We start from the raw sequence: 17,898 nt of genomic DNA on the forward strand, positions 1-17,898 counted from the left end.
AATACTACTTTTTTTCGGAAGTGGACGAAATAGTTGTGACATGTTTGTGAAATGTTGAGCAAACTACTACATGCATAGTGTTAACCTCATATAAAACTCTTTAGAATTAACCCTTTCTTTAATTGTATTTTTTTGGTATTCTTATATACGAGTCCTATTTTGTAATATAAGAACGATACCCATTGTAGAGCTGTAATACTCTTATCTCCTAATCTGTTATAGTTTTTATAACAGAGCAAAAAAGTGTACATACGTTGTACACTTTTTTTGTTACCACTATAAAACATCTCTTTTTCTATTTCCATCGTAAAATCCACCACGACTGTTTGTTAATGCAATTAATTGCTCTAATCCTTCTATATGATCACCAATAATTCGAAGGACAGCTGGAGGATGACCTATTTTTGCGAAATGTTCACTGGGACGAATACGGTTCATCTTATCAACATCGACACGACTTACACAAGCGATTTCAAAACCTGAAAGTACAGCTTTCACTTGTGCTACACAAGGTGACAATAATGATTTATACCCTATTTCCTTCAAACAAGTACGACTAAACGCATTAGGTACAGCAATAAGAGAGCCTACTCCTAAATCTTTTCTATCACAAGCTAAATTTAATGCATATTTAAATGCTGTTACAAGATGAAGTGGTACTCTCAAATCTAAATAATGATTTAAATCATTTAATGCGACATCCGTTCCATCTGCAATAGCTTTTGCAAAGGGATATAGCTCACTAGCTGGAATAACAAAATCACCGTCTATAAATAAAACAATTTCTCCTTTTGCAAAATAAGTTCCAAGCGAACGCCCCACATCGTTTCCAAGTGCTTCTTTATACACAATTGTTGTTGCTCCCTTGTCTTTTGCAATTGTTGCCGTTTTATCAGACGAACCATTTACAACAACGATGATTTCAAAAGGTTCAATTTTGCGAAGCTCTTCTATAACGTTTCCAATTGTTTTCTCTTCATTTTGCACAGGAATAATTACCGATAATTGCTCTCCTTTATACAAATTAGATGTAACGCCCCATCCTTGATAAAAATCTTCAAAATTTAGAGTATGATAGACACTCTCTCTTTTCCTATTTCCATCATAATATCCTCCGCGCCCATCGCTGCCTAATATCCGCTCTGCTACAGCTTCTATATGATCACCTATCATTCGTTTTTCAGATTGAGAAAGATCCGTGCCATATGCAGTATGCTCGAATGGACGAAATTTATTTGGCGTAATAACGTCAATTGCACAATGACGACTAATTCTCCATTTACTTTGTGCTAGGCGTAGATGAGCCACAATAGGATTAACAAAACATTCGTCTCCAATACTTTGCACAACTTCCTTCGTCAGCGCATGAGGTACAGATAATAAAGAATCAATTTTTAATTCTTCACGCTCTAACATTGCATTTAATATTTGGCGCCATACTGTCACGGAGTGCGGTTTTTGTTTCTTTAAAAATAATGCGTCCAAATTATTTAAAACGATGTCCGCCTGATCATGTAAAATCGGATTAAGGAATAATTGTAATTTTGAAGTTTGAATAGCAAAATCTCCATCTACAAACAGTAATACATCACCTATCGCATGTTTTGCACCAACTGCGCGTCCAACGTCGTTACCAAGTGACTCTTTATGCTGGATTACTGTACATCCTAAGCTCTCAGCAATCGCTTCTGTACCATCATTACAACCATTTGCTACTACAATAATCTCTACTGGATTCAATGGTTTTACCGATTGAACCACATCTGAAATCGTATCCACTTCATTACATACGGGAATAATAACTGATAACGACTTAGCCATTGTTTTCTTCACGAAACCATTTAATAGTTTCTTTCAATCCTTGTTCCCACGTTACTTTCGCTTGAAACTGAACGAGTTCTCTTAATTTCGTTACGTCTGGTCTTCTATTTGGAATCTCTTCAAATCCATGTGGATATACTTCCTCAAATGGAACGTGCACAATTTTGGAAATAGACTTCGTTAATTTTTTTATATCTTCCGCTACTACCCTTATATTTTTTTCATTCTCAGAACCTATATTAATAATTTCACCATTTACCTTCTCATCCATTGCACGAATTGTTGCCTCGACCGCATCACTTACATACGTAAAGCAGCGTGTCTGCTTTCCATCTCCATACACGAGAATATCGTCACCTTGCAAAGCCGCACGAATAAATCGTGGAATTACTCCTGCGTACGGACCATCTTTCGCTCTTGGACCATAAATATTAAAATAACGAACAATCGTTACAGGTAAACCTTCTAATGCGTACCCTAAACATAATGTTTCCTCTAACGTTTTACAAATTGCATAACTCCAACGTATTTTGGAAGTTGCACCGTATAAACGATCTCCTTCTTCAGAGAATGGCGGCTCTCCCTTTCCATATACTTCAGAAGTAGATGCAAATACTACTTTCTTCTTCCCTTTTAACGCTGCTTGTAAAATATTTCTCGTTCCATCGAAATTTGTTTCAATAAGCTCTACACTTTTTTCCATTGTAGTTTTGACTCCCAAAATTGCAGCTAAATGAAACACCACATCATGTTGATTCACTAATTCATAAATTGAATTTTTATCTAAAACGCTTATTGGAATAACCCGGAGCTCTTTCATTAACTCATTATGATATTTATTTTTTCCTTTATAGAAGTTATCCACAATAGTAACTTCATAACCTCTTTTCACCAACTCTTCAGCTAAATGCGAACCAATAAATCCTGCTCCACCTGTAATTAAACATTTTTCACTCATACACTCACCTTCTTTACGATTCCACGTGTATCTATTAATCGCTCAATCCCTTTAAAAAGATTCCAATCGATGCTAGCGTGATCCGTTACAATTAAAATACAATTTGCTTGTTTAATTCTTTGTTCATCTAATGGAACAGATTGATATAGTGTATCTCCAATTTTCGCTGTAGAAATATACGGATCATGATATTCTATCTTGTATCCTTCTTTTATTAATAATTGAATAATTGGCAACGCCGGTGATTCTCTCAAATCATTTACATCTTTCTTATATGCAATCCCTACTATTAAAACCGTTGCGGGTGATTGCACCACACCTTTTACTTTCCCGATTATTTTCGCTGGCATTTCTTCATTAATTACATGTGCTGCCTCAATTAATTGACTAATTGCTCCAGCCTTTCTTATTCTCCATTGAAAATATAAAGGATCTACCGGAATACAGTGTCCTCCTATTCCTGGTCCTGGCCAATACGGAGTAAATCCAAACGGTTTTGTAGATGCCGCTTCAAGCACCTCATAAAAATTAATATTCAAACTTTCACAAAGTATATTTAACTCATTTACTAATGAAATATTAACTAAGCGCTGAATGTTTTCAAATAGCTTACACATCTCCGCTACTTTCGGAGAACTAACTGGAACAACTACATCAAATATAGTGCTATACAAATCCTGTACTTTTTGTTTACACTGCTCGGTTTGTCCACTAATAACTTTTGGAATTGTTTCAACTGAATACTGGCTATTCGCTGGATCAATTCGCTCTGGAGAATACCCAATATAATAATCTTCTCCTACCTTTTTACCTGTTTGAGAAATAATAGGAATGATAACTTCCTCCAGTGTACCTGGATATGTGGAGCTTTCAAAAATGAAGGTTTGTCCTTCTTGAAGGTGTTGTTGTATATAATGGGAGGCTGAAACGAGTGCACTTAAATCGGGTTCTTTATTCTCATTAATTGGCGTAGGCACAGTCACAATAACATACTCACTATTTTGGAACTCCGCAAAACCTTTATCTGGTGTATTTACTATTAATTTTCTCTCGTTCAATAAATTTTGTAATACGTTAGAAGAAACATCAGGAATATAACTTTCTCCTTTAATTATTGATTCTATCTTCCTATTATCTTTATCTAATCCAAGTACAGCATGTCCTCTTTCTGCAAAAAGGACCGCTAAAGGAAGGCCAACATATCCTAATCCAATAATGGTTACTTTACTACTAGCATTCATCTATATTCTCTTCTTCCCTTCTCAATTGTAGTATTATATCTCTATCCCTTTCTCCGTCTGTAAAACTCCCGCGCCCATTCGTATGTTGTAATAAATAAGCAATCGCCTCAAGCTGATCACCGAAAATACGATCGAATGCAGGAATTCTTCCATTTACAAACCCATGTTGCTCTGGACGTACTCGATTTGTTTTTATAACATCTACAAATTCCACTGCTGTAATAGAGCATTCTTCTAAAATAGCTTTCATTTGAGCTAATGGTGGAATGATAAGGGAATCATATCCAATTTTCTCTATTACCTTTTTATGCATAGCATGTGGCACTGCCGTTAATGAGTTGTTCCATAAATCTGGTCGTTTCGCTACCAAATTCACGAAATATTTCCCCATACTAATTGGATCTGCCGGGTGAAACATATCTAACAAACATTGCAAATCATTTAACGCCACATCATTTCCGTCTTCAATAGCATGCAAAAATGGAATTAGCTTTTTTGCCGGAATAGCAAAATCACCATCAACAAATAAACAAATATCTGCCGTAGCATGCATAGCCCCTATCGCTCGTGCTACATTATGTCCAAGTGCCTTCGCGAATTCAACTACAATAACATTCTCTAGCTTTGCTTGTTTAATTGTCTCGGTATCTGCTCCATTCGCAACAACTATAATTTCATCTACACCTGCCTTTTTCACTTCCTGTATGACAGATCTTATAGTCATTTTTTCTTCTGATACGGGTATAATAGCACTGTATTTCGCTTTTTCCTTTTGTAATAAAACTGGTTTATACTTCCCTATAAACTCTCTATCCCTGTTTCCCTCCGAAAAACCGCCACGTTTACCATATGTTTCGATTACGTATTGCAAAGCACACAAATGATCACCCATAATACGACTAGTCGCCTTCGGATAAGGAGAACCAGGTGATGTACCCGTATGCACAGGACGAACCTTATTCGTGTGAATTACATCGACCGAAGCCATATCGGCAATATCTACTCCTCTAGACATCGCCATCGCTTGAAATAGTGCTGGATCTGCTAAATTCCACCACCCAAGATTCTCAATAACATCTCGATTCATCGCATGTGGAATTGCGATTAAAGAACCAACAACAAGCTCTTTTTTATTCAAATAACGATTCAACATGAATTTTCCAACTGTCGTATAGTGTGGTCTCATCTTTAAATAAACAGACCATGTTAAATTATTCACAACAATTTGATGCCCTTGCTGAACTCCTTTCACGAAACGTTGTAGCTCTTTACTCTCAATAACGATGTCACCATCTAAAAACAATACAATTTCACCTTTTGCTTCTCTAGCTCCAATTGCCCTTCCTACATCATTACCAAGAGAATGTTTATAATAAATTACATGGCAACTATGCTGTAATGCGACTTCATTCGTTCCATCTGTCGATCCATTATCTACTACAATAATTTCATACGGCTTCAGCTTCTCCACTTCTACTAAAACTTGTGATAAAGTACTTGCTTCATTATGCGCTGGAATAACAACTGATATTCTCATACTTGTATCACTCTTACCCTTCCAAGCGAACATAAGCAATAATAGGAATACGCACAAGTACATCTTCAGGTGGTCCATAAGAAGGAGATGTACGAACACTTACTGCCCCGTCCGTAACAGATAAAAGAATACCTGCAACAATTTCGGCCGCTGTCACAACTTGCACTAATTCACCAACATGGTTACGCAATTCATCAGTAAATAACATATATAAGTCTCCTTTCTTACACTTCTTTCATTGATATAATACTTGTAAATGGTAATAAAACTTCAGTTCCTATTCCTTCTTGCAGCGTTAAGAAATCGTCACCAACTGCTACAATAACACCTATTAACTGTCCAACTGTCACAGTAATTTCTACGTTTTTACCTAAATATTGCTTTGCAATTTCCTTAAAAGGTGATGTATTGCATTCTTTTAAAATGTTACAAATAATAGATTGAAATTGACTTGATTCTATAAACTCTTCCGTAGCTTGCTTAGAATTTCTTTGAATAAATCTCGCAAAGTTTTGTGAAAATAAAAGTCGTTCCACAGCAGGCAGTAACTTGTCATCTAAAAAATAGCCTAATTGTCTATTAAACAGTCTGGATAATTTATGCCAATATTTTCTGAACAGACACATATGCTTCTCCTCCTATTATTTTTAAAGTATAAAAATTTACATCCATACATCTTAATTTATACAAAGCAGACTTTTTTTGTGATAGGTAAGGCATACATTTTCTAAAAGAAATAATTGTTTCAGAGCATAAAAAAAGATCGATAGTTTCCCATCTATCTTTATATATATATTAATTTTCAATTGTCACAATGGCAGCTACACCGTAATACACAAAATTCGTTTCGCATTGCGTGCATGATGCTTATGTATACTCATAAACCTCCCATTTTCCATTTATTTCATCATCGAACCGCACATATATTTCCTCAATACAAAAAAGACTATCCAAAAGGATAGCCTCTTACACTTCAATATTCCGCAACATCGTATAAATGTCGTTATTCACTTTACCAAATGATTTAATGTTATTTTGAATGTTAGATAATAAAACCACATATACACTACCATTTTTACTAAAACCATTTAAGCAATTCCAACCTGGCATTACACCGTGATTTGAATAGCTTCCTGGATCTACATACCAGCCAAATCCATAATCCTTTTTCACGGCTGTAAACATTTGATTATAACTCTCTTTTGAAATTAATTTTCCAGAAAAGAGTGCTTCATTAAATAAATATAAATCATGCGCGCTCGTATATATATCACCACAACCATATAGTTGTGACATGCTTGGAATATTAGGTGTTGTCATATTGTTATTCACTATTTTATAACCCGTTGATGGGAATCTTGTTTGTTCCAACGCTGTACCGAAACCAGAATGTTTCATACCCGCAGTCGCAAAAATATGTTGTTTTATATATTCTTCGAGCGACTGTCCACTTACCTTCTCAGCAATGTAAGCAAGTATAGAGTAGTTCGAATCGGAATACTTCCATTTCTCTCCTGGACTCCCGATACGCTTTTGATTTCCTATCCGCTTTATCAGTTCTTCATGAGAAATATCCTCTTTTCCCTGCTCATATTCCGGAATGCCTGATGTATGTGTTAATAGATGTTTTAACTGAATGCTATTACCTTGAGGAAAGTCTGGAATATACTTTGCAACTGTATCCTCTACTTGTAACTTATTTTGATCTTTTAATTGCATAATAGCAGTCGCCACAAATGCTTTTGAAATAGAACCAATATAAAAGGTCGTCTCTGAATTATTCGGCACTTGCTTCTCTTTATTAGCCATGCCGTATCCTTTATTCACAAGAACTTTCCCATTCTTCACAATAACAGCTGTCCCACTAAATCCCATGCTCTGTAAATATTGATCCAATTGAGCGTTTTCATTAATTTCTTGAGGCGGTCCCTCAGCAGGTTTCTCTATAACTTGCGCCTGTTTTATCTGTTCTTCCTGTTCTTTTTGTTTTCTTTGTTTTTCAGCTTCTTGCCTTTTCACTTCTTCTATCTTTTTTATCTCTTCTTGCTTCTTCATTTCTGCTGCTGCTTTTAAAGTTTCCTCTTTTTTATTATGCGCAATAATTTTTATATACATGAAATATACAAGTGAAAATAGTAGGGCGAGAATGATTGTTCTTTTTATGTATACAATCGGACGACGTACTTTCCCATTAACAGTATTTTTTTCCTGATCCATGATTACCTTTTTCCCCTTATTTACCGATAATTTAATTCATCTACACAAGACTTTCTCCAAATCATTTCAGTAGATTATAGACATTCCATTCTATGTCATCCCTACTTTATCATGCGCTGAACATATTACCAACCTATATGTATAAAAAAGAAAAAGAAAATTTACAAAAGTAAGATTCCCTTTAAAATTTCAACATAATAAAAGAGGATATCCTGTAAAAGACTGGTGTTATCAATCTTTTTGGATATCCTCTTATCTAACTATTTATACGTGTTTTTTCATATCATCGGCAACAGATTCAACATTTGTACCTACGATAACTTGTACACTTGTGTTACTTAATTTCATAACGCCTTTTGCACCTGCGCGTTTTAATGCTGGTTCATTTACTAAACCTGCATCTTTCACTTGTAAGCGTAAACGCGTTGCACAGTTATCAATAACTGTTAAGTTTTCTTTTCCGCCTAAAGCTGCTACGTAAGTTTCACCAATTGAACCTGCAACTGGTGCATCACCCTCTTCAGCTAACTCATCGTCATCTTCACGACCAGGAGTTTTCAAGTCGAACTTCTTAATTAAGAAGTAGAATACTACGAAGTAAATTGCTGCGTAAATTAAACCGATTCCTGCTAGTAACACTGGTTTTGTTGCAATACCGAAGTTTAAAACGTAATCGATTGCACCGGCACTAAATGAGAAACCATCATGAATGCCAAGTGTTGTTGTAATGAATAAAGAAAGACCTGTTAATACTGCATGAATACCATATAGTACTGGAGATAAGAACATGAATGAGAATTCAATTGGTTCTGTAATACCAGTTAAGAATGAAGTTAATGCTAGGCCACCTAACATACCTGTAACCATTTTACGTTTTTCTGGTTTCGCAGCCGCAATCATTGCGAAACATGCTGCCGGTAAACCGAACATCATGATTGGGAAGAAACCAGTCATAAACATACCTGCTGATGGATCTTTTGCAAAGAAGCGTGCAATATCACCATGAACGATATCACCAGCTGCGTTTGTAAAGTCACCAAGTACAAACCAGAAGTATGTATTCATTACGTGGTGTAAACCGATTGGAATTAATAAACGGTTTAATAATCCGAATAAACCAGCACCAACTGAACCTAAGTTTACGATACCGTGTGCTACTGAATCAATACCACTTTGAATTGTTGGCCAAATTTGACCGAATACTAATCCTAAAAGAAGCATTACAATTGAAGTAATGATTGGTACGAACCGTTTTCCAGCAAAGAATCCTAACCATTCTGGTAGTTTAATCTTATGGAATTTGTTGTATAGTAATCCAGCAACAACCCCAGCAATAATACCACCGAGTATGGCCATATTTATTTTTGGCGTTAACGCCGCTGCTTTTGAAACTTTTGTCATTGTATCTGCTAATTTAGTTGGATCTGCTGAACCGACTAAATCCTGAACACTTTTTAATTTATCATTCAGCTCTGCTGCTGAATATGCCTTACTTAGAGCGTTCGTTGTATTTTGTAAAACAAGATATCCAATTGCCCCAGCAAGTCCTGCTGCTCCACTACCATCAATAGACAAACCGATTGCAACACCAATTGCAAAAATAAGTGCTAAATTATCAAAAATTGCTGCACCGGCCTGTGCCATAACAGGAATATTAAATACATCTTCTTGTCCTAAACGAAGCAATAATCCTGCTGCTGGTAGTACGGCGATTGGAAGCATTAACGCTTTACCAATACGTTGTAGAAACTGCAACATTTTAATTCCCCCTATCAAATTTATGAAATCGTTATCATTATAAGTACGCTTTAGAAAACGCTTTCTATTTACATAACCATAATAACATATAGTTGTATAGATGTGTAGTTTTTATTTCCGAACTTTTTATGGATAAATCTCCTATTTCCAAACTGTTATATAAAAGGAAAATTTTCCTTTTATAACACGGAATAATCGAAACTGAAGACTCACTATAGAACATTCAACTTTCGTTTTATCATTCCACTTTTTCATGTTATTATTTATTTCCGAGCATATCGGGAAAAGTAAACTTAGCTAATTCGAAATAGGAGCGTTGGTACTATGCAGTGCATTGAAACAAACAACTTACAGCAGTTGTTAGAACAAGTAAAACCATATACGAAAAAAGGAAAACTTGCTACTTATATCCCCGAACTAGGAAATGCAAATCCAAATGATCTAGGGATTGCCATTTTCCATAAAGAAACAGAATATATCCATGCTGGTAACTCACAAACACTATTTACTCTTCAAAGTATTTCTAAAGTAATTACACTTGCTCTTGCCCTTTTAGACCGTGGTGAAGAATATGTATTTTCTAAAGTTGGAATGGAACCAACTGGTGACCCATTTAATTCTATTATTAAGCTTGAAACAACAAGTTCTTCCAAGCCTCTTAATCCAATGATTAATGCGGGTGCATTAGCTATTACAAGTATGCTAGCTGGTAATGATAACGAGGAGAAGATGGAACGCATTCTTCAATTTGTGCGTGATATAACAGACAATCCTACTATTAGTTATTCTTCTAAAGTTGCCACTTCTGAATTAGAAACAGCTTACTTAAACCGTTCTCTTTGTTACTATATGAAACAAAATGGCATCATCGATAACGATATTGAAGAACTTATGGATTTATATACGCGTCAATGTGCAATTGAGGTTAACTGTATCGACCTAGCACGTATTGGTTTAATCTTTGCAATGGATGGATATGATCCTTATAAAAAGAAACAGATCATCCCTAAACATATTACGAAAATTTGTAAAACATTTATGGTTACTTGCGGGATGTATAATGAATCTGGTGAATTTGCAATTCGTGTTGGAATCCCTGCAAAAAGTGGTGTAGCGGGCGGCATTTTCGGCTGCGTAAAAGGCGAAATGGGAATCGGTATTTTCGGACCAGCTTTAGATGCAAACGGAAATAGTATCGCTGGTTTTAAAATTCTTGAATTACTTTCTGCCCAAGAAGGTTGGAGTATGTTTTAATTTAGAAGTTATCCTGCTATATTGGCAGGATTTTTTATTTCACAAAAAATCCGTTCTACCAGGCATCAACACAATTCAAAAAAACAGTAATAAAAGTTCTCTTTATTATGCATATTTGCTCCCCCCTCCTGAATAATATAGTACAACCTAGCGCTGTATGTGGAGGTGTAAAAGATGAAACTCATATTTCAAATGGAGAAACAACCTGTTCTCGAAAAAACAATTCTTCTTTTTATATTGAGTATTGTAGAAAGTTTGAAACTAAAAGTTGTTTCACTCGATGAATCTCACCGATACATATTCAATTTAGAAGTGCTTGAACTATTAATGGATCGGAACATCGATGATCAAGTATTAGAACTTATTCATTTCGGAATGGGACTTGAAGACATTTACCATGTACTTCCCGAAGAACTTGAGCATAGTATCGAAGAACTGAAATGGCTTTGTATTCAAGTTTTAAGTGAGTACAGTATGCATGATGATGAATGTGCACAACTAATTGAAGATATACGCTAAAAAGCACCTATGCAGGTGCTTTTACTTTTTTAAACCTTTTTACACACAAAGATTTGTATAATACTTACAATCTTTCATTACCGTGAAAAGATTTCACGTCGATATATGCAATTTCTTAGTGTATTTCCAAGGAAATACTCGAATACTGTTTTCCCTATCATTCTTACAACAATTGATCAATTCCAATAAGAATTAATAACACACCTGCAATTACAGTTGCCCATTTCCCTAAGTATTCAGCTAAAAATCTTTTACCAACATACGTAAAACCACTAATACAAATAAAACTAAAAACTCCAGAAATACATGCCGTAAGCCAAAGATTTAAATTTGTTACTCCAGCATCAAATCCACCTGCAATATTGTTTATGGACAATGCAACTCCTAAAACAATTGCTTCAGAAAAACTAATTGTTTTAGAACCATCAAAATCTGCTTTTTCTGGATTACGTAAAACCCCCATAAGTACACTACTATCTTTAGATTCTACGGTATCTTTTTGACTCAAGAAAGGCTGACATAAAATAAACACCCCGATTATTCCTAAAACGATTGCTCCAATAATGTTTGCTGTGAACTCTGAAATAAATAATGCGATCCAATTCCCAAAAAATCCAGCTAGTAAAGTAAATAAAAATCCAAAAAATGCGATGATAAAATTGTTAAGCCACGAAATTCGAATTTTACGAATGCCATATGCAATCCCAACACCTGCATTATCTAAATTAGACGCAATCCCGATTAAAAAAATTGAAAATAAACCTGCCGTACTCATCGTACAGTCACCCCTTTTCTCACTTTTCGTTGCATATTATGAAAATGTTGAGCAACTGTGCCTGTCTGTTTCATATACTTGTAATAAATGCTCAACATTTTTTCAACGATAGACAATAGAAAAGGAGTGCCTACATTATGCCCAATGGAAATCCAAATGAGCGGCTCGGTAAATTAATAAAGAAACTGTTAAAGGAGCGCGCTCTATCTATGCGCCAACTAGGAACACTTACAAATATTGATCCTGCAACAATTTCAAGAATAATTAATGGCAAACAACAACCGAAGCAAAACCATTTACAAAAATTCGCAAACTGTCTACAAGTTCCACCGCAATTATTACTTGATGAAATGTACCCTAACTCTCCACACATAAATAAGGAAAAAGCAGATATGTACACATCTCTCGATACAATTCAACAAACATTACAATCCTCTAACCTATTCGACTTCGAATACACAACAACTCGTGTAAAACAAGAACTTGAAAATTACGAGCGCTATGCTCAAACTACTGAAGGCGAAAAACGTATTCACGAGAGTTTCAAAAGTAAAATAGAACAAATTGATAGTGCTGGTCCTTTCATTGAGCAATTAACAAATATGTACCAACAATTTTGTACAGAAACCATTTCAACCGAAGAGCGTGCAATTATTGGGGGTGCCTTACTATATTTCATTTTATCAACAGACATTATCCCCGATTATCTTTTTCCAATCGGCTATTTAGATGATGCGATTGCCGTTGAATTAGCTAAAGAGAAATTAATTGAAATAAAACGAAAAACATAGAAAAATAAAGGACTATTTCAGTTGTTTATGTTCAACTCTGAAATAGTTCACTAAAAAAGCGTACAAGTACATACCTGTACAATTTCAATATACTAATCTATTTTTTGTATGACACCATTCATATATGAACGCTGTTATTACTTTTGTAAATTCAATTAACTGCTCAACTTCAACTTTCTCATTTATTGAATGAGCTTCTTCTAATGTACCTGGTCCGTAAATAACAGCTGGAATGTTAAACTCACTAAACCATCCGCCATCAGTTACCGTTGCTGACATATCTAAAATTGCATTTTTAGATAAAATAGATTCATGTACTGAACTTAGCGTTTTGACAGCAAAATGTTCGCTATCTACTTCTAAAGAAGGAAAAATTTCGCCACGATCCACAATCATTGATTCTCCGCCCCACTTAAATTGTGGTGGGTTCTCTCTTAACCATGGATCTGCTGCTGCCACTTTTCCTAAATACTCTTCTATTTCTTCTATTATTTGTTCATGCGTTTCATTTGGATAAAAATGTACGGTTATCCACAATCGGCACTCATCCGCAATAAATGCCGCATGACGTCCTCCTTCAATAACAGCTGGATTAATTGTTGTTGTTCCAGATGGATAGCCTTCATATGTTTTCATGACTGCCCAATGACGCTCTAACTCTTGTAAGCTTTGGACAATCTTCATCATTTTCTCAATCGCACTCGCTCCAAATAGACGTCCTCCAGCATGGATCATTTGTCTACGTGTTGCATCATGAAACGTTTGCGGGCTTTTCACTGTAATCCATCCAGTAATTACGCCGCCCTGCCCTTGCATATGTAAATTACTTGTATCAACTACTACTGCAAAATCAGCATCATAACCACGCTTACAACATTGAAGTGTCCCTGCTTCTCCTACTTCTTCGCCAATTACCGATTGAAAAATTAAATCTCCAGGTAATTCAATCCCCACTTCTTCTAAAAGCTGCATAGCAAATAAGGCTCCAGCTAGTCCACCTTTCATATCTGCCGCGCCTCTCCCAACTAACCAACCATCTTTTATAAACGTCTCAAACGGCTTTGTTTCCCACGGTTCGTCCTTTGATACTTCTGCAACATCTATATGTCCATTAATAATGAGACTTTTATGTGACTCACTTGCTGTCCCCTTTTTCACTCCAACAACATTCGGATCATTTGGATATACATCCCATTTATCAATACTAAAATTTCGTTTTTTTAGAAACTCCGCAACAAATTCTTGCGCCTCATTTGTATTTCTTGCTGGTGGTGCTGGTGTTTCAAAACGAATTAAAGTTTTTGTAAGTTCTAGTAGCTCCTCTTTTCGTAAATCAATCTGTTCTAATAGCTGTGAAACTTCTTGATTCATTGCTAATTCCCCTTTGCATACGTAGTATGTTTCCAAATTTATTTTCACAAAAAAAGAGACTGTTTACAATCTTACAGTCTCCAAATTAATCACTATTATAAACTTTCTAATTCGGTTGTATTTGTCTTTTCAGTATGTTCTACTTTACTTCTCTTATTTCTAGTAGCACGGTAAAACAGTAAACAAACGATCATAAATGGAATACCACAATATAATGCCATTCTTTGTTCTGGAATAAAAGCCATAGCTACAATTACTGTTAAATTTAATACTAAAGCAAGAATTGGAACAAATGGATACAGTGGTGTTTTAAATTTCAAATCCTTAATATCTCCCCCTTGCTTCACGTATGTCCTTCTAGCTAATAGGTTAGATAAAGCAATAGATGCCCAAACTAATATCGCTCCAAACCCAGCAATAGAAAGAAGCCATAAATAAACTGTATCTTCCGCATAAATACCTGATAGTAATGAGAGACACCCTACAAACGTACTTACAATCAATGCATAAATAGGAACACCGTTTTTAGATAATTTACCAAAAATCGGGCTAATCATTCCTTGATTAGACATAGACCATAGCATACGGGAAGTTGCATATAATCCTGAATTCGCAACTGATAGTACAGCTGTAATAATAACGAAATTTATAATATCAGCCGCATAAGGAATACCAATTTTATCAAATACAACTACGAATGGACTTTCTATCACTCCTGCTTGCTGCCAAGGAAATAGTCCCGCAAGAATAAAAATAGATAGTACAAAGAAAATAAGTATGCGCCAAACTGTATTATTAATTGCCTTCGGGATAGTTTTCTCTGGATTTTCACTCTCACCAGCTGCAATACCAACTAGTTCTGTTCCTTGGAAGGAAAAATTAACTGCAATCATCGTAATTAAAATGGCTGATAATCCATTTGGGAACAATCCACCATAATCAGTAAAGCTAGAAAACATCGGCGCTGGTTCATTTCCTTTCATATCTAGAAAACCAAACATTGCTGCCCCGCCCAAAATGATAAATGCAATAATTGTAATTACTTTAATACTTGCAAACCAGAATTCAACTTCCGCAAAACTTCTTGAAGATAACGCATTAATAACAAAGAGTAATACAGCAAACACTACGCACCAAATCCATGATGATACATCTGGAAACCAACGTTTCATTAATATACTAACTGCAATTAATTCAATGCCTATCGTAGCCGTCCAGTTTAGCCACGACATCCATCCCACTACATAACCCGCTGCAGGTGAAATATGTTTTGTAGCATATGTTTGATACGATCCTGCATCAGGCATCGCAACCGCTAACTCTCCAAGACAGAGCATCGTTAAATACATAACAAATCCACCGACAAGATACGCTACAATCGCTCCTCCAGGTCCAGCTTCATGAATTGTATAACTGGATCCTAAAAAAAGCCCAGTACCAATAACCCCTCCGAGTGCAATCATAAATATGTGCCGACTTTTCAATTCTCTTTTTAATCCTTGGTTTTGATCCATCATATAAATCCCCCCTTTTCACTTTGCAAACCCATTTAATGTAAGCGTTTTTAAAATTCTTCATAGTAAAAATAATTATTTAAAAGAGCAAAAATACATACTACTTATATTAATCACTACCTGTTATTAAAAGGTCATCCCTCACTGTTATTAATAGTTTTTGATCAGCGATAGCTTGTCCTTCTACCACTTCTAATGATTCGATATAACCACTGATTCCCACTTTAATTTCCACCTGCTGCTTATCTATTGTTTCAATTAACGCTAATTTTTCCCACTCATATACGTAAGAACTTTCAGTAACAAATAATTTCTCTACTTTCCCGTAACAAGGACTATACACGCCTTCTATAACCGTCTTCACTTTATAAATTCCTCCCTCTTATTAATTGAAACTGAAACGTTGCATACACTATAAAGATTCATAATCCCCCTACTCTTTAAATTTAGAGATCTTAACTACTATTCATGCAAAATACGTACCAACCTCAATACCTATGTAAAATTAGGATTTCTTACGAAAAAAATCTGCATAACCGCAAAATTTTTCTATCATTTGAAAATTTTTAAGAGAAAATAGCAAAAAAATTTTGCGATTTTATAAGAATTTTAATAAAATTATAAAAAGTCAGTCTTCATAGGGTATAACGAGGAGAAGATAATACATGCATACAGAAGAAATCAATTTTAAAAAGATTATTGAAATGAATGTGCTATACGAAACTTTACTCAATGAACTAGATATTGGGATCCATATTATTAATGAGGAAAGTAAAACGATTATCTATAACCGTAAAATGATGGAAATTGAATCAATGGATCGCTTAGATGTGCTAGATAAAAATCCTTTAGAAGTATTTGCATTTGAAGAAAATAAAAATAGTACTCTTATAGAGGCTTTAAAACTTGGAAAAACAAACAAAAATATAAAACAAACGTATTTTAACAATAAAGGACAAGAGATTACGACGATTAACGATACTTTTCCTATAATAGAAAATGGAAAAATTAAAGGCGCTATTGAAATTTCAAAAGAGATTAGTCATTTAAAACAAACAATGAAAACGAACCTTTCTCGAAAACAAAATACTAAGTTTACCTTTGATCACATAATTGGTGATTCTAGAGCTATTCAATCGGTCATTACAGAAGCAAAGAGAGTAATACGTACGCCATCCTCCATACTTATCATCGGGGAAACAGGGACCGGTAAAGAGCTATTTGCACAAAGCATCCATAATGAAAGCCAGCGTTCAACAAAACCATTTATTTCGCAAAACTGTGCCGCTATACCAGAAACCTTAATGGAAAGTTTACTATTTGGTACAAATCGAGGTGCTTTTACAGGAGCAATAGATAAACCTGGTTTATTTGAAGAGGCAAATGGGGGAACTTTGTTATTAGATGAAATCAACTCATTAAGCCCAGCACTTCAAGCTAAATTATTGCGTGCTATACAAGAGAAAACAATACGAAGAATTGGGGGGGCGCAAGAAAAAGAAATTGATGTTCGTATTATAGCAACTATTAATGAAGATCCTCTTGAAGCCATAGCACACAATCGATTAAGACAAGACTTATATTACCGATTAAGCGTTGTTACTTTATGTCTTCCACCTTTACGGGAACGAAAAGAAGATATTGCATATCTTGTTCAACACTTTATTGAAAAATACAATATCCAATTTGATCTTAGCGTAAAAGATGTAGATTTAAACGTAAATAACTTCTTCTATAAATACGATTGGCCTGGTAATGTGAGAGAACTAGAACATATAATTGAAGGCTCCATGAACTTAATAGAAGATGAAGATATCATTACAGCGTTCCATATGCCAACGCACTTTCGCGAACTAGCAAAAAAGGAACTGAATATGCAGACTCCGCTAACTAGTCACAATACTGATACGCCACAAACTTTAAAACGTATAATCGAAGAAATGGAAAAGAAATATATCCATCAAATTCTTAAAGAAAATAAAGGTAATATCTCACAAGCCGCAAAATTTTTAGGATTGAGTAGACAAAACTTACAATATCGAATTAAAAAATTGCACTTACACATATGAAATGAATCTTTCTCCAAGTGTAAAGAAATTGGTAAAATATGTTATAATAAACGTATAATATGCTAGAAAGGGG

General features: G+C 35.0%; 17 protein-coding genes. 4 read left to right on the forward strand and 13 right to left on the reverse strand.

Annotation, left to right across the window (positions count from 1 at the left end):
* Positions 1-86 precede the first annotated feature (86 nt).
* The 9 genes from CQ058_RS23065 to nagE form a co-directional block, all read right to left on the reverse strand.
* Positions 87-305: a hypothetical protein gene (locus CQ058_RS23065; protein WP_002125049.1), complete on the reverse strand. Its 219-nt coding sequence runs from the start codon at positions 303-305 to the stop codon at positions 87-89.
* Positions 277-1,821: a glycosyltransferase family 2 protein gene (locus CQ058_RS23070; protein WP_002191851.1), complete on the reverse strand. Its 1,545-nt coding sequence runs from the start codon at positions 1,819-1,821 to the stop codon at positions 277-279. The genes CQ058_RS23065 and CQ058_RS23070 overlap by 29 nt, the downstream gene beginning before the upstream one ends.
* Positions 1,814-2,779: an NAD-dependent epimerase/dehydratase family protein gene (locus CQ058_RS23075; RefSeq protein WP_002140285.1), complete on the reverse strand. Its 966-nt coding sequence runs from the start codon at positions 2,777-2,779 to the stop codon at positions 1,814-1,816. Before CQ058_RS23075 ends, CQ058_RS23070 begins: the two co-directional genes overlap by 8 nt.
* On the reverse strand, positions 2,776-4,020 hold the full coding sequence (locus CQ058_RS23080; protein ID WP_002191850.1) for a nucleotide sugar dehydrogenase: 1,245 nt from the start codon (positions 4,018-4,020) through the stop codon (positions 2,776-2,778). The genes CQ058_RS23075 and CQ058_RS23080 overlap by 4 nt, the downstream gene beginning before the upstream one ends.
* Positions 4,010-5,557 (reverse strand): glycosyltransferase family 2 protein, encoded by a 1,548-nt coding sequence (locus CQ058_RS23085; RefSeq protein ID WP_002140281.1) that lies wholly within the window; start codon positions 5,555-5,557, stop codon positions 4,010-4,012. The genes CQ058_RS23080 and CQ058_RS23085 overlap by 11 nt, the downstream gene beginning before the upstream one ends.
* 13 nt (positions 5,558-5,570) lie before the next feature.
* On the reverse strand, positions 5,571-5,765 hold the full coding sequence (locus CQ058_RS23090; RefSeq protein WP_002125042.1) for an LSm family protein: 195 nt from the start codon (positions 5,763-5,765) through the stop codon (positions 5,571-5,573).
* A gap of 16 nt (positions 5,766-5,781) precedes the next feature.
* On the reverse strand, positions 5,782-6,183 hold the full coding sequence (locus CQ058_RS23095; protein ID WP_002125041.1) for an LSm family protein: 402 nt from the start codon (positions 6,181-6,183) through the stop codon (positions 5,782-5,784).
* Positions 6,184-6,523: 340 nt separating this feature from the next.
* Positions 6,524-7,774, reverse strand: coding sequence for a serine hydrolase domain-containing protein (locus CQ058_RS23100; protein WP_002191848.1), 1,251 nt, complete (start codon positions 7,772-7,774; stop codon positions 6,524-6,526).
* 264 nt (positions 7,775-8,038) lie between these two features.
* Positions 8,039-9,532, reverse strand: a complete 1,494-nt coding sequence (gene nagE / locus CQ058_RS23105; RefSeq protein WP_002191847.1) for an N-acetylglucosamine-specific PTS transporter subunit IIBC — start codon at positions 9,530-9,532, stop codon at positions 8,039-8,041.
* A 324-nt stretch (positions 9,533-9,856) separates the two neighbouring features.
* Here nagE and glsA point away from each other — a divergent pair, with 324 nt between their 5' ends.
* On the forward strand, positions 9,857-10,786 hold the full coding sequence (gene glsA / locus CQ058_RS23115; RefSeq protein WP_002029606.1) for a glutaminase A: 930 nt from the start codon (positions 9,857-9,859) through the stop codon (positions 10,784-10,786).
* A gap of 174 nt (positions 10,787-10,960) precedes the next feature.
* Complete coding sequence (locus CQ058_RS23120; RefSeq protein WP_002139535.1) at positions 10,961-11,305, forward strand: DUF3969 family protein; 345 nt, start codon at positions 10,961-10,963, stop codon at positions 11,303-11,305.
* A 163-nt stretch (positions 11,306-11,468) separates the two neighbouring features.
* Here the strand turns inward: CQ058_RS23120 and ytaF are convergent, their stop codons facing one another.
* On the reverse strand, positions 11,469-12,080 hold the full coding sequence (ytaF, locus tag CQ058_RS23125) for a sporulation membrane protein YtaF (RefSeq protein WP_002191844.1): 612 nt from the start codon (positions 12,078-12,080) through the stop codon (positions 11,469-11,471).
* A gap of 137 nt (positions 12,081-12,217) precedes the next feature.
* On the opposite strand from ytaF, the gene CQ058_RS23130 reads away from it, so the two are divergent.
* Positions 12,218-12,871, forward strand: a complete 654-nt coding sequence (locus CQ058_RS23130) for a helix-turn-helix domain-containing protein (RefSeq protein WP_002029602.1) — start codon at positions 12,218-12,220, stop codon at positions 12,869-12,871.
* An 84-nt stretch (positions 12,872-12,955) separates the two neighbouring features.
* Here the strand turns inward: CQ058_RS23130 and CQ058_RS23135 are convergent, their stop codons facing one another.
* From CQ058_RS23135 to CQ058_RS23145, 3 genes are all read right to left on the reverse strand, one after another.
* The gene (locus CQ058_RS23135) at positions 12,956-14,290 is read right to left on the reverse strand and encodes an acetylornithine deacetylase (RefSeq protein WP_105589998.1); all 1,335 of its coding nucleotides are present in this window, start codon (positions 14,288-14,290) and stop codon (positions 12,956-12,958) included.
* 47 nt (positions 14,291-14,337) lie between these two features.
* The gene (locus tag CQ058_RS23140) at positions 14,338-15,759 is read right to left on the reverse strand and encodes an amino acid permease (protein ID WP_002125032.1); all 1,422 of its coding nucleotides are present in this window, start codon (positions 15,757-15,759) and stop codon (positions 14,338-14,340) included.
* 106 nt (positions 15,760-15,865) lie between these two features.
* Positions 15,866-16,120: a biotin/lipoyl attachment domain-containing protein gene (locus CQ058_RS23145; protein ID WP_002010281.1), complete on the reverse strand. Its 255-nt coding sequence runs from the start codon at positions 16,118-16,120 to the stop codon at positions 15,866-15,868.
* Positions 16,121-16,421: 301 nt separating this feature from the next.
* On the opposite strand from CQ058_RS23145, the gene CQ058_RS23150 reads away from it, so the two are divergent.
* A complete protein-coding gene (locus CQ058_RS23150) occupies positions 16,422-17,825 on the forward strand; it encodes a sigma-54 interaction domain-containing protein (RefSeq protein WP_002191842.1) in 1,404 nt (467 codons plus the stop codon).
* The last annotated feature ends 73 nt before the right edge of the window (positions 17,826-17,898 follow it).

The sequence above is a fragment of the Bacillus sp. MYb56 genome (assembly GCF_002976445.1).
In the GTDB taxonomy this organism is placed as follows: Bacteria; Bacillota; Bacilli; order Bacillales; family Bacillaceae_G; genus Bacillus_A; species Bacillus_A mycoides.